This is a genomic window from Lysobacter niastensis (assembly GCF_015453285.1).
Lineage (GTDB): Bacteria > Pseudomonadota > Gammaproteobacteria > Xanthomonadales > Xanthomonadaceae > Lysobacter_J > Lysobacter_J niastensis.
This window is the reverse complement of record NZ_JADLZT010000010.1, coordinates 16,079-28,084: the sequence shown is the minus strand read 5'-3', so window position 1 is coordinate 28,084 and position 12,006 is coordinate 16,079. Positions and strand designations below refer to the sequence as shown.

Below are 12,006 nucleotides of genomic sequence, written 5' to 3'. Positions count from 1 at the left end.
CCGTCGCTAGTAACCCGTCTCGCCCGCCGCACGCCGCTCGTGCGCGCGGAACGCATCGAGGATGTGTTCGCGCAGCTCCTCGTCGTTCCAGGGCTTGGTCAGGAAACGGTAGATCGCGCCGCGATTGATCGCGTCGGTGATCGTCGCAAGGTCGGTATAGCCCGACAGCACGATGCGGATCGTGTCGGGATACAGGTCGCGTACGCGGGTGAGGAACTCGGTGCCGCTCATGTCGGCCATGCGCTGGTCCGACAGGATCACCTGCGCGCTGTTGCTGGCGAGCAGGTCGAAGGCCTCGCTGACGCTGTTGGCGGTGAGGATCTGGTAGCCGTCGCGGCGGAACAGTCGCACCAGCGAACGCAGCACGTTCTCCTCGTCGTCGACCAGCAGCAGCGTGCGTTCAGGCCGGGTCGCCGCGAACGCGCTCGGCAGCAGGAAGCGCTTGCGCACCAGGTCGCCGAGCTGTTCGGCCGGCAGCGACGGACTGAACAGATAACCCTGGAAGAAGTCGCAATGGTTGCGGCGCAGGAAGCCGAGTTCGGCCTCGTTCTCCACGCCCTTGGCGATCACTTTCATGCCGAGCTGGTGGCCCATCGCGATGATGCCGCGCACGATCGCCGCACTGCGCGGGTCGCTGGACACGTTGCGGATGAAGCTGCGGTCGATCTTCAGGCGATCCAGCGGGTATTGCGCCAGCGATGCGAAGCTCAGTCCGCCCAGGCCGAAGTCCTGCACGGTCAGTGCCACGCCGAGCGTGCGCAGGCCCGCCAGCGTGTCGCGTATGCGGTGCGCCTCGCTGGCCAGTGCGCTTTCCGGAATCTCGAACTCGATCGCGCGCGCCGGCACGTCGTAGCGGTGCAGCAGTTCGCCGATGCGGTCGACGCAGTCGCGCTGCGCCAACAGCGCGCCGTCGAGGTGCACCGACGTCGACAGGTAATCCAGCCCCTGCGCTCGCCACTGCGCGAGCTGCCGCGTCGCGGCCTCGACCACCCACGCACCCAGCCGCGCCGAGAGTCCGACGCGGTTGACGATCTCCAGGAACTGGCTCGGTCGCAGCAGGCCGCGATCGGTCTGCCAGCGCAGCAGCGCGGCGAAGCCGCTCAGTCCGCCGTCGTTGGCGTTGACCAGCGGCTGGTAGAACAGGCGGAACTCTTCGTTGTCGATGGCCTCGGCGAAGCGCTGCGCGAAGCCATCGTTGGGCGCGCTGCGCTCGATGCGTTCCGAATACAGACCGACGCTGTTGAGGCCTTCCTGCTTGACCCGGCGCAACGCTTCCTCGGCCTTGGCCAGCAGCGTGGCGGCATCGGGCGCATGGTCGGGGAACACGGCGATGCCGATCGACAGCGTTACCGGCAGCGTGTAGGGCGGGATCGACAGCGGCATCTCGAACGCATCGCGCAGGCGCTCGGCCAGGCCAGCGCCGTCGAGCTCGCCCGGGCGGTAGCCGATGCCGGCGACGAACTCGTCGCTGCCCAGCCGCCAGATCCAACCATCGCGCGGCACCGCGTGGCGCAAGCGTTGCGCCACCGCCGCCAAGGCCTGGTCGCCGACGGTCTCGCCCATGTTGGTGTTGATCGACCGGAACATGTCCACGTCGATGTGCAGCAGGGCGATGCGGCGCTTGGTTGCGCCGGCCACCGCGATCGCGGTGGCCAGGCTCGGGCCGTTCGCGCCAAGACGATGCAGGCCCGTGATCGGGTCTACAGCGATATCACCAAACTCCTCATATCGCTGCGACATGTAGCTGCGGACTATTTCCCGACGGGGGTGGTGGAAGCGGCCGCCGGCTGGCTGCCGAAATCGCCCTCGGCCGACGCGGCCAGGTAGGCGAACACGGCATAGGCGGCCACGTTCTGCGCCAATGCCTGCGGGTCGATCTTATCGAAGGTGTCGTCCGGCGTGTGGTGCAGGTCGAAGTAGTCGGTGCCGTCCTGCGCCAGACGCGCCCAGGCCAGGCCCTTCTCCGCGAACGGGCCGATGTCCGGACCCGCGCCGCCCTTGCCCGGCGTGTACTCGATGCCCAGCGGTGCCAGCGCCTGCGCGATCTGCGCATCGGCAGCCTTCGCATGTTCGGGTGCGGAGCTGGAATAGGCGTAGATGCGGCCCGCGCCGAAGTCGCTCTCGGCGCCGATCTGGTGCTGCTTGAGGTTCGGCTGGTGTTTGGCCGCGTAGGCCTTGCCGCCGTGCAGGCCCTGCTCCTCGTTGGCGAATGCGACCACGCGGATCGTGCGCGCCGGACGCTGCTTGAGGTCGCCGATCAGGCGCGCGGCCGCCATCGTCAGGCCGACGCCGGCGCCGTCGTCGATCGCGCCGGTGCCCAGGTCCCACGAATCGAGGTGGCCACCGATCAGCACGACTTCGTCGGGCTTCTTGCTGCCGCGGATCTCGCCAATGACATTGTGCGAGGTGTAGGTGCCGTCCCAGCCGCAGTCCAGCGCCATGCGCACCTTGACCGGGCCGCGCGCGAGCAGGCGAGCGAGCTGGTCGGCGTCGGGCACGGCCAGCGCGGCCGACGGGATCGGGGTCAGGCCTTCGTCGAAGCGGGTGATGCCGGTGTGCGGCATGCGATGCGAGTCGGTACCGGCCGAGCGCATCAGGTAGCCTGCGGCGCCGCCGCGGATCGCCGCCGACGGGCCGCGGCTGCGCACCTTGCCACCGGGGCCGTAGCCGGCGCCGTCGCGGGCGCGCTCCATCCGGTAGTCGATGAAGGCGATCTTGCCGGCCAGCGAGCCCGGCGCGGCGGCTTCCAGCGCGGCCAGGTCGGCGAAGCGGACGACCTCGGCTTCGACCGTGCCGGCCGGGCTTCCGCCCAGCGCGGTCAGACGCAGCGGCTGCGTGCTGGCGCCGAGCACCTGCGCGCTTTCGCTGCGGCGCTCCCACTTGGGGAAGGTGACCGGCTCGATCCAGACCTTGTCGAAGCCCAGCTCCTTGAACTTGGCCTGTGCCCAGGCGACGGCGCGCGCGTCGGCTTCGCTGCCGGCCAGGCGCGGACCGACCTCGGTGGTCAGGGATTCGGTGATGCGGTAGCCCAGGTCGCTGGCGAGGGCGGTCTCGCGCAGTTTGGCCGCGGTGGCCATGGCCTGGTCGGGGATTCGGGTTTCGCGCTTGGCGGCATCGGCGGCGAAAGCGGAACCAGACAGCACGGCTCCGGACAGCAGGGTGGCGATGGCCACCGACAGCATTGCGCGCATTACGACGAATCCCCTGGGCAAAAAAAACGAAGCCGCGAGGGTAACAACTCGCGGCTTCGCCTTGGGGTGCCTGTAGTCACGCGGGGCTGTGCCGCGTTTGGCATTACGTCCGGCGCGGCCTCAGGGCTGCCGCGACTTCAGCGAATCGCGGATCTCACGCAGCAGCAGCACGTCCTCCGCCACGGCCGGTGCGGCCGCCGGGGTGCGGACGCGGTTGTAGGCCTTGAGGAACAGGAAGATGACGAAGGCGATCAGCAGGAAGTCGATGATCGTCTGGATGAACAGGCCGTACTTGATGGCAACCTCGGCGATCTCCTTGCCGGCGGCATCCAGGTGCGCGGGCCGGATCACGTGCTTCCAGTCACTGACACTGGCGCCGCCGGTCAGCGCACCGATCGACGGCATGACGATGCCATCGACCAGCGCCGTGACGATCTTGCCGAAAGCCGCGCCGATGACGACACCGACCGCCAGGTCGACGACGTTGCCGCGCGATACGAACTCCTTGAACTCGCTGATCATGCCCATCGTGCGTTCCTTAACGGGGGACTGATCGCGACTATACCTCTCAGGCCGTAATGTGACCCTGCAAGGTGGCGATGCCGGCGAGTTCGGCGTCGAAGCGGTCGCCCGGCTGCAGCGGGCCGACGCCGGCCGGCGTGCCCATGAACACCAGGTCGCCAGCGCGCAATGCGAACAGACGCGACAGTTCGTGCAGGATCTCCGGCACGTTCCAGACCAGGTCGGCCAGCGAGCCCTGCTGACGGGTCTCGCCGTTGACCTTCAGGCTCAGCGTGCGCGCACCGAGTGCGCCCGCGTCGGCGGCCGGCACGATCGCGCTGACCGGTGCGGAATGGTCGAACGCCTTGCCGGTGTCCCACGGCAGGCCCTTGGCCTTGGCCGCGCCCTGCAGGTCGCGGCGGGTCAGGTCGAGACCGACCGCGTAGCCGAAGACCAGCGCATCGGCATCGGCGACATCGAGCACGCCGGCGGGCGCGTCGCGGCCGATCGCGACCACCAGTTCGACTTCGTGGTGCAGGTCGCGCGTGCCGCGCGGGTAGGGCACCACGCCATCGAGAACGATGGCGTCGGCGGGCTTGCAGAAGAACACCGGCGAGCCGCGGTCGGCGGCCGATGTCGGCACCGCGGCGCCCATTTCGCGCGCGTGCTCGGCAAAGTTGCGGCCGACGCAGTAGATGCGGCGGACGGGGAAGGTGCTGTCGGCGGGGAGGTTCTGGCCGCGGACCGGAATGCGCGGCTGCGAGGGCGCAGGGACGACGTCGCTCATGCGCGGCGCGTCAGGACCGGGGTCGCCGACGGCGTGCGCACGACGCGGTACTCGCCTTCGACGACGCGGGGATCGCGCGCGATCGGCTGGCGGCGGCGCTTCCACATCTTCCACACGAGTCCGGCCGCGATCATGGCCGCGCCGAGCACGACGCTGAACATCACCAGCACCGCCAGCAGCGACAGCCCGACCAGTCCCAGCGCGAAACGCACCAGGCGGTGACGGGGCTTGCGCGGTTCGAAACCGTTGAGGAAGCGCAGGTGATCGAAGCGGAAGCTCTGGGCGAACATGCGGTCCGTGAGACAATGCGGCGTCGGCGCCGGGCAGGCGAGTATCGGGCCAGGTATGAACGAAGGTGTGAGAACTTCGTTAAACAATGAGCACGTCGCGGCCGGAAATCCGGCCGTGCTGCTGCCGCTTGAGCGCATTCCGGACGGCGGATTCGCCGAGGTCGAGGCCGTCATCGACAGCGATGCCGAATCGCTGCTGCTCTACCGTGATGGCGATCACGTGCGTGCGTGGTTCAACATCTGCCCGCACGCCGGGCGCCGCCTGGACTGGGCGCCGGGCCAGTTCCTCAAGAGCAAGGACGGCCTGCTGGTCTGTGCCGCGCACGGCGCGAGCTTCGAACTGCAACGCGGCGAATGCGTGGCCGGCCCGTGCCGCGGCGAGGCGCTGCGTGCCGTGGCCGTATCGATCCGCGACGGGCAGGTGCTCTTAGGCGATTGACCTTTCGGCTGACTTCTCGGGGATTTACGTTGCTGCTGTTGGGCCGGTCCGTTTCGGAGGCGCAGCATGGAAAACTCCGTGATCACCGCGATGGCGGCGCTGTTCGGCAGCCTGATCGGCGGCCTGACAACACTGGCCACCGCCTGGCTGAGTCAGCGCTACACCACCCGAAACCAGCGCGTGCGCGAGGAAATTGCCAAGCGCGAGGCGCTCTACGGCGCCTACATCGACGAAGCATCGGCGCGGATGATCGACGCGCTGGAACACGAGATCAGCGACGCCAACCAGATCGTGCGCATGTATGGCCTGTACTGCCGCATCCAGCTGGTGTGCACGCAGCCGGTGCTCGAGGAGGCCGAGCGGCTGCTGAAGCGCACGGCCGAGGTCTACGCGATGCCCAACATCACCCTGGCCGACCTGGTGCGCGGCGCGCTGGAATCCAAGGCGGAGGGCGATCCGATCGTTGCCTTCAGCCGGGCGTGCCGGGAAGAGCTGGAAACGCTGCAGCGGTACCTGTGAGGGCCTCTCGGCCTCAGTACATCAGGTTGACCATCAGCACGATCACCGCCGTGTAGATCAGCGACAGCGGGCCACCGATCTTCCACAACTCCTTGCCGGTGTAGCCGGCCGGACCGGTGATCATCGATATCACCGGGTTGGACGCGGTCATGAAGTTGTTGGAGGCCGACAGCGCCACGATCAGCGCGAACGCGGTCGGGTTGCCGCCTGCCGCCAGCGCCATGTTGATCGCCAGCGGCACGACCACGATGGTGGCGCCGACGTGGCTGATCACCAGCGAGAACGCGGTCGTCAGCAGGCCCAGCGTCAGTTCCATCAGCCAGACCGGCGTGCCGGTCGGCAACTGCTCGACACTGTGGCCGGCGATCCACGCCGCCGCGCCACTGGAGTCCATCGCCCAGCCCAGCGGGATCAGGCAGGCCATCAGGAACACGGTCTTCCAGTTGATGGCCGCGTAGGCCTCGTCGATGTGGATCACGCCGGCGATCAGCATGCCGGCGACTCCGGTCATCAGCGCGATCGACACCGGCAGGCGCGAGGACAGTGCCAGCAGCATCGACACCGCGAAGATCGCCATCGCGATCTTGAACTTGTGCGGGCGCTGCTCGCCCTTCGGGTAGTCGGTGACGACGACCAGGTCGCGGCTCTCGGCGGCTTCGGCCAGGTCGGTCCAGATGCTGTGGAACACCAGCATGTCGCCGGCGCGCAGCGAGACGTCGCGCACGTTCTCGCGCAGCACGGTCTTGTCGCGGTTGACCGCGAGCAGGCTCAGGCCCATCTGCTTGCGCAGCTGCAGGTCGCGGCCGGTCTTGCCGATGAACTGCGAGGTCGCCGGGATCACTGCCTCGGAAATGCCGGCGCGGCTCGGATTGAACAGGTCGGCGAAGTTGCGCAGCCGCGAACTCAGGCGCAGGAAGTGGTTCTGCGCGAAGTCGCTGACCTGCTGCTTCGGACCCATCGCGCCGAGCACGCTGCCGACCCAGATGCGCTCGTCCGCCGGCGGTGCCAGCCGGGCTTCTTCGCCGGTCTTCAGCGCCAGCAGCAGCGGTGCGCCGCGCAGCGCCTCGGCTTCACCCAGCGACATGCCCACCAGCGGGCTGTCGGCGGTCACGGTCAGCTCGTAGACGTCGCCGTCGATGCCGTAGGCCTTGGCGAAGTAGCTCTGCGTGCGTGCCGGCGTGGCGCCCTTGCCGTCCTCGTCGCGCAGCTGCTTGTCGCCGAAGAAGTGGAAGTAGGCCAGCGATGCCGCCAGCAGCGACGCGCCGATCGGCAGCGGCGCGAACATCTTGAATGGTTCCAGCGTCGCCGCACCCGAGGGCAGGTTGGCGTTGGCCGCCATCAACAGGTCGTTGAGCAGGATCAGCGGCGAGTTGCCGACCATGGTCAGGCCGCCGCCCATCACGATGGCGGCTGCGATCGGCAGCAGCAGGCGCGGGAGGGTCAGGCCGGTACGCGAGGACAGGCGCGCAGCCACCGGCATGTAGAGCGCCATCACCGACGGGTTCTGCATGATCGAGGAGTTGATGCCCGCGACCGCGCTGGTCAGCAGCAGCAATCGCTGTTCGACGCCCCTGGCCCGGCGCAGCAGCCAGCCGGCGAGGCGGTTGAGGGCGCCGGTGCGGTCCAGGCCGGCGCCGAGGATCATCGTCGCGATGATGCTGATCACCGCGTTACCGGAGAAGCCGTTGAACAGCTCGTCGGTCTCGACCACGCCCGACAGGCCCAGCAGCACCAGCACGACGAGGGCGACGACGTCGGCGCGGATGCGCTCGAACAGGAACATCACCATCGTGAAGCCCACCAGCCCGAGCACGAGCTTCATGTCAGTGGTGAGCGGGAGCGCGGTGTCCATGCCTTGGTGTGGGGCGCTCGTCAGGTCCGGTCGTAGAGAAGATCCCACACCCCGTGCCCGAGTTTCTGGCCGCGGGTTTCGAAGTGGGTCTGCGGTCGCCATTCCGGCCGCGGCACGCTGCCGCGCGGACCGGCACGATTGGCCAGCCCCAGCGTCGCATCGAGCACATCCCACATCTGCTCGGCATAGTCGTGCCAATCGGTGGCGAGGTGCAAGCGGCCGCCCGCGGCGAGTTTGCTGGTGATCAGCTTCGCGAACTCCGGCTGCACGAGGCGGCGCTTGTTGTGGCGCTTCTTGTGCCAGGGGTCGGGGAAGTAGATGCGGATCTCGTCGAGCGAGCCGTCGGCGATCTCGTTCCTGAGCACCTCGACCGCGTCGTGGTGGTAGACGCGGACGTGGTCGCTGCCGTCTTCGGCCAGCGCATTGAGCAGGCGCCCGACGCCCGGCGCGTGCACCTCGATGCCGATCAGGTCGCGGTCCTTGTCGTGCTGGCCGGCGTAGCGCAGGGCCTCTCCGTTACCGAAGCCGATCTCCAGCACGCGCGGCGCCTTGCGCCCGAACACGGCGTCGAAATCGCGCGGCTGGCCGCGGCCGTCACCAGCGGTGTAGTCCAGGCCGAAGCGTGGCCAATGCGTGTCGAACGCGCGCTGCTGCGCCTCCGTGAAGCGCCCCTGGCGCAGCACGAAGCTGCGCACCTGGCGACGTCCTTCCTCGACGGTGAAAGGCTTGGGCGGGGTCTTGCGGGTGTCGGGTGCGTCGGACAAGCGGGGTTCTTCTTTGAAGGATGATCGCTGCGCAATGAAACTCAGGGCCGGGCGTTCGCCGGTGCGCGAGCCAGTGGCTCGCGCACGGGCTCACCCGATGATCCCGTCGATCGGGCTGGACGCCGAAGCGAAGCGCTTGCGCGGAATGCGGCCGGCCTTGAAGGCGGCGCGTCCGGCTTCGACGGCCAGCTTCATCGCGTGAGCCATCAGCACCGGATCCTTTGCGCCGGCAATGGCGGTGTTCATCAGCACGCCGTCGCAGCCCAGCTCCATGGCGATGGCGGCGTCGGAGGCGGTGCCCACGCCGGCATCGACGATGATCGGCACCTTGGCGTTCTCGACGATCTCAAGCAGGTTGTAGCGGTTCTGGATGCCCAGGCCCGAGCCGATCGGCGCGGCAAGCGGCATCACCGCCACGCAGCCGATCTCCTCCAGGCGCTTGGCCAGGATCGGGTCGTCGGAGGTGTAGACCATGACGTCGAAGCCGTCCTTCACCAGCGTTTCGGCGGCGGCCAGCGTCTGCACGACGTCGGGGTAGAGGGTCTTCTGGTCGCCGAGCACTTCCAGCTTGACCAGGTTGTGGCCGTCGAGCAGCTCGCGCGCCAGGCGGCAGGTGCGCACGGCGTCGTCGGCGGTGTAGCAGCCGGCGGTGTTGGGCAGGATCGTGTAGCGGTCGGGCGGCAGCACGTCGAGCAGGTTCGGCTCGCCGGGGTTCTGGCCGATGTTGGTGCGGCGGATCGCGACGGTGACGATCTGCGCGCCGGCGGCGTCGGTGGCCAGGCGCGTCTGTTCCAGGTCGGCGAACTTGCCGGTGCCGGTGAGCAGGCGCGAGGAATAGGGCTTGCCGGCGACGACCAGGGAGTCGGTCGCCAGTGCGGTATGGAGGAGGGCAGTCATCGCTAAATGTTACCAGCGCCGGGTCCGGCGCCGGTTGTCGGCCGAAGCCGACCGGCAGTCGCGCGAAGCTGAAAAATGCATAAACGTTTGGCCTAGGGCCCCAAGTCGATGCGTATAGGCCATGGAGCGGCTCGCGAGCGTCGGCGGGTATCCCCCTGTTCCCCGCTGCCCAGGTCGAGAAGCTCCGCGCGGTGCAATACCGTGCGGCACGAAAAGGCACAACCGGCGCAAGCCGGCGTCGCAAAGCCTCGGGTCCTGCTTACGCGGGATGGCCGGGTTCCCGTCCGCCACGGTATTCACCGCGCGGTTTTCCTAAACGGCATCGCCCCCTCCGGGGGCGTCCTGCTGGGTCTGTCCCAGCCAGCCGACGCCTAACCGCCGCCCAGCGCGTGCACGATTTCGATGCGGTCGCCCGATGCCAGGGCATGCTCGCCATGGCGGCTGCGCGGAACGATCTCGCCGTTGACCTCGACCGCGACCCGGCGTTCGCCCAGGCCCTCCTGCGCCAGCAATTCCAGAACCGTCATCGTCGCCGCGATCGCGCGCGGCTCGCCATTGAGGGTGATTTCCATGCGGGTATTGTCGCGCCGGTCCGCCGCCGCGGCCAGCCGGCACGGTATTTGCCGCGTCGCCGCTTGTGCGGGGACGCCGCCCATGATTCGATGCTGCCATCCGCGGCCGTACGTCGGGCGGGTCAAGGGACCATTCCAATCAATTGGGGAAGAACAAGCAGATGAATCCTGTCCGTACCATTCTGGCCACGGCGCTGGCGGCTGCCGCCGTTTCGATGGCGATGCCGGCCGCAGCGCAGACCTACTCCAAGACCGTCTTCTTCGGCGACAGCCTCACCGACTCGGGCACCTTCCGCCCGGCGCTGATCCAGGCCGTGGGCCCGAACGGCGCGCTGCTCGGCCGCTTCACCACCAACCCAGGCCTGGTCTGGTCGGAATACGTGGCCAACTTCTATGGAGCCAATGCTTCCCCGTCGAACCAGGGCGGCACGAACTACGCCGTCGGCGGTGCCCGTACCGGCACCAACGGCACCAGCCCGTTCGGCGCGATCCCGTCGCTGACCACCCAGATCAACACCCATCTCGCCGCCAACGGCGGCCGCGCCGACGCCAACGCGCTGTACACGGTGTGGGGCGGCGCCAACGACATCTTCGCCGCCGCGGCCGTGCCGGCGCAGGCGCAGGCCATCCTCGGTGCCGCGGTGACCTCGCAGGTCGGCAACGTCGCCGCGCTGCAGAACGCCGGTGCGCGCTACGTGCTGGTGCCGACCGTGCCCGACATCGGTATCACCCCGGACTTCCGCCGCCAGGGCGCTGCCGGCATGGCCGCTGGCACACAGTTGTCGACAACCTACAACAACGCGCTGTTCGCTGGCCTGGCCAGCGCCAACCTGCGCGTGATCCCGGTCGACACCTTCAACCTGCTGCGCGAGATCACCAGCAACCCGGCGCCGTACGGCTTCCGCAACGTCACCGACCCGGGCTGCCGCACGCAGCCGGCGCCGGCTGGCAGCTCGTCGCTGTTCTGCAACCCGGCCTCGTACGTCGCACCGGACGTGCCGGACGCCTATGTCTTCGCCGACGGCGTGCATCCCTCGTCGAAGGCACACGCGATCCTCGCCGACTACGCGCTGTCCCTCCTCGAGGCGCCGCGCCAGATGGCGGTGCTGACGCACTCTGCCGAGACCGTCGGCCGCGCTCGCGCCGATCGCGTGTCGGCCCAGGCCGAGCAGCGTCCGGAAGACAGCGAAGGCATGCGCTGGTGGGCCGACATGCGCCTGGACTCGCAGCGCTACGGCGACGGCGACACCTACGACGGCATGGGTCCGACGCTGACCTTCGGCGCCGACTGGTCGAGCGGCGCGCTGGTGTTCGGCGGCTTCGCGGGCTACGGCGAACAGAAGCTCGACTGGGGCAAGCGCCGCGGCGAGTTCGACCAGAGCGATGCCACGCTGGGCGGCTACCTCGGCTGGTCGAGCGGCGCGTTCTGGGCGAACGGCCAGGTCAGCTACACCTGGCTGAGCTACGACATCGAGCGCCAGGTCCAGCTCGGCCCGGTCACGCGCGTGCACAGCGGTTCGCCGGACGGCGAGAACCTCGGCATCGCCGCCAGCGCCGGTTGGGACTTCGGCAGCGATTCCTTCAAGCACGGCCCGGTGGTCTCGCTGGTGTCGCAGAGCATCGACCTCGACGGCTACGACGAGAACAGCACCGAAGCCACCGCGCTGAGCTTCCCGGACCAGGAGTTCGACTCGCTGATCGGCAGCGTCGGCTGGCAGTTGCAGGCCGCCTTGGGCGAGAACCTGCATCCGTATGCCCGCCTGACCTACGACCACCAGTTCGAGGAAGAGGCAGAAGAAGCCTTCGCCCAGCTGCGTTCAATGCCGGGTCTCGCACCGTACGCGGTGCCGGGCGTGGAGTTCGATCGCGACTACGGCACGATGACCTTCGGTGCGCGCACCGAGATGTTCGGACTGGGCGCCGATATCGGCACCAGCCTGACGGTGGGTCAGAAGGGCGGCAACGACGCCACCGTGTTCGTCAGCGTGAACGGCACGTTCTAAACGGTCCGCTTAAGCGATCCGCGCGGCGCCGCTCCGGTGGCGCCGCGTTGCCAGTCGCATGCGGCGGGCTTAGACTGAAGACGCAACGCGGGTGTAGTTCAATGGTAGAACTGCAGCTTCCCAAGCTGCTAGCGTGGGTTCGATTCCCATCACCCGCTCCAAAAAAACAAAGCCCGCGCAAGCGGGCTTTG

Annotated in this window: 12 protein-coding genes, 1 tRNA gene and 1 riboswitch; of the genes, 4 read left to right on the top strand and 9 right to left on the bottom strand. The window is 68.5% G+C overall.

Going from position 1 to position 12,006, the window contains the following annotated elements; all coding sequences use genetic code 11:
- Positions 1-6: 6 nt before the first annotated feature.
- From IU514_RS16195 to IU514_RS16175, 5 genes are all read right to left on the bottom strand, one after another.
- The gene (locus tag IU514_RS16195; protein WP_194932187.1) at positions 7-1,740 is read right to left on the bottom strand and encodes an EAL domain-containing protein; all 1,734 of its coding nucleotides are present in this window, start codon (positions 1,738-1,740) and stop codon (positions 7-9) included.
- Positions 1,741-1,751: 11 nt separating this feature from the next.
- Positions 1,752-3,191: a M28 family peptidase gene (locus IU514_RS16190; RefSeq protein ID WP_194932186.1), complete on the bottom strand. Its 1,440-nt coding sequence runs from the start codon at positions 3,189-3,191 to the stop codon at positions 1,752-1,754.
- Between the two features lie 120 nt (positions 3,192-3,311).
- Entirely contained in the window at positions 3,312-3,719 is a 408-nt protein-coding gene (gene mscL, locus IU514_RS16185) for a large-conductance mechanosensitive channel protein MscL (RefSeq protein ID WP_194932185.1), read from the bottom strand.
- 40 nt (positions 3,720-3,759) lie between these two features.
- Positions 3,760-4,479 carry a fumarylacetoacetate hydrolase family protein gene (locus tag IU514_RS16180; RefSeq protein WP_194932184.1) on the bottom strand — a complete coding sequence of 240 codons (720 nt, stop codon included), beginning with the start codon at positions 4,477-4,479 and terminating at the stop codon, positions 3,760-3,762.
- Positions 4,476-4,769: a hypothetical protein gene (locus IU514_RS16175; protein WP_194932183.1), complete on the bottom strand. Its 294-nt coding sequence runs from the start codon at positions 4,767-4,769 to the stop codon at positions 4,476-4,478. Before IU514_RS16175 ends, IU514_RS16180 begins: the two co-directional genes overlap by 4 nt.
- Before the next feature lie 67 nt (positions 4,770-4,836).
- On the opposite strand from IU514_RS16175, the gene IU514_RS16170 reads away from it, so the two are divergent.
- Together IU514_RS16170 and IU514_RS16165 are read left to right on the top strand one after the other, a co-directional pair.
- The gene (locus IU514_RS16170; RefSeq protein ID WP_386760747.1) at positions 4,837-5,208 is read left to right on the top strand and encodes a Rieske (2Fe-2S) protein; all 372 of its coding nucleotides are present in this window, start codon (positions 4,837-4,839) and stop codon (positions 5,206-5,208) included.
- Positions 5,209-5,274: 66 nt separating this feature from the next.
- Positions 5,275-5,727 (top strand): hypothetical protein, encoded by a 453-nt coding sequence (locus tag IU514_RS16165; protein ID WP_194932181.1) that lies wholly within the window; start codon positions 5,275-5,277, stop codon positions 5,725-5,727.
- Between the two features lie 13 nt (positions 5,728-5,740).
- Here IU514_RS16165 and IU514_RS16160 read toward each other — a convergent pair whose 3' ends face one another.
- The 4 genes from IU514_RS16160 to thiS form a co-directional block, all read right to left on the bottom strand.
- Entirely contained in the window at positions 5,741-7,579 is a 1,839-nt protein-coding gene (locus tag IU514_RS16160; protein WP_194932180.1) for an SLC13 family permease, read from the bottom strand.
- A 20-nt stretch (positions 7,580-7,599) separates the two neighbouring features.
- Positions 7,600-8,343 carry a tRNA (guanosine(46)-N7)-methyltransferase TrmB gene (trmB, locus tag IU514_RS16155; RefSeq protein ID WP_194932179.1) on the bottom strand — a complete coding sequence of 248 codons (744 nt, stop codon included), beginning with the start codon at positions 8,341-8,343 and terminating at the stop codon, positions 7,600-7,602.
- A 90-nt stretch (positions 8,344-8,433) separates the two neighbouring features.
- Positions 8,434-9,240, bottom strand: a complete 807-nt coding sequence (locus tag IU514_RS16150; RefSeq protein ID WP_194932178.1) for a thiazole synthase — start codon at positions 9,238-9,240, stop codon at positions 8,434-8,436.
- A gap of 205 nt (positions 9,241-9,445) precedes the next feature.
- A riboswitch (cyclic di-GMP riboswitch) is annotated at positions 9,446-9,525 on the top strand.
- A gap of 86 nt (positions 9,526-9,611) precedes the next feature.
- A complete protein-coding gene (thiS, locus tag IU514_RS16145) occupies positions 9,612-9,812 on the bottom strand; it encodes a sulfur carrier protein ThiS (protein ID WP_194932296.1) in 201 nt (66 codons plus the stop codon).
- A gap of 194 nt (positions 9,813-10,006) precedes the next feature.
- On the opposite strand from thiS, the gene IU514_RS16140 reads away from it, so the two are divergent.
- Both IU514_RS16140 and IU514_RS16135 read left to right on the top strand, forming a co-directional pair.
- Positions 10,007-11,815, top strand: coding sequence for an autotransporter domain-containing protein (locus tag IU514_RS16140; RefSeq protein WP_386761135.1), 1,809 nt, complete (start codon positions 10,007-10,009; stop codon positions 11,813-11,815).
- A gap of 87 nt (positions 11,816-11,902) precedes the next feature.
- Positions 11,903-11,976 (top strand) — tRNA-Gly (locus IU514_RS16135).
- Positions 11,977-12,006: the final 30 nt, after the last annotated feature.

Excerpts from the sequence above, each read along its gene's own strand:
- IU514_RS16160 (WP_194932180.1), bottom strand. The coding sequence starts at position 7,579 with ATGGACACCGCGCTCCCGCTCACCACTGACATGAAGCTCGTGCTCGGG.
- IU514_RS16150 (WP_194932178.1), bottom strand. The coding sequence starts at position 9,240 with ATGACTGCCCTCCTCCATACCGCACTGGCGACCGACTCCCTGGTCGTC.
- IU514_RS16180 (WP_194932184.1), bottom strand. The coding sequence starts at position 4,479 with ATGAGCGACGTCGTCCCTGCGCCCTCGCAGCCGCGCATTCCGGTCCGC.
- IU514_RS16195 (WP_194932187.1), bottom strand. The coding sequence starts at position 1,740 with ATGTCGCAGCGATATGAGGAGTTTGGTGATATCGCTGTAGACCCGATC.
- mscL (WP_194932185.1), bottom strand. The coding sequence starts at position 3,719 with ATGGGCATGATCAGCGAGTTCAAGGAGTTCGTATCGCGCGGCAACGTC.
- IU514_RS16165 (WP_194932181.1), top strand. The coding sequence starts at position 5,275 with ATGGAAAACTCCGTGATCACCGCGATGGCGGCGCTGTTCGGCAGCCTG.
- IU514_RS16190 (WP_194932186.1), bottom strand. The coding sequence starts at position 3,191 with ATGCGCGCAATGCTGTCGGTGGCCATCGCCACCCTGCTGTCCGGAGCC.
- IU514_RS16175 (WP_194932183.1), bottom strand. The coding sequence starts at position 4,769 with ATGTTCGCCCAGAGCTTCCGCTTCGATCACCTGCGCTTCCTCAACGGT.
- thiS (WP_194932296.1), bottom strand. The coding sequence starts at position 9,812 with ATGGAAATCACCCTCAATGGCGAGCCGCGCGCGATCGCGGCGACGATG.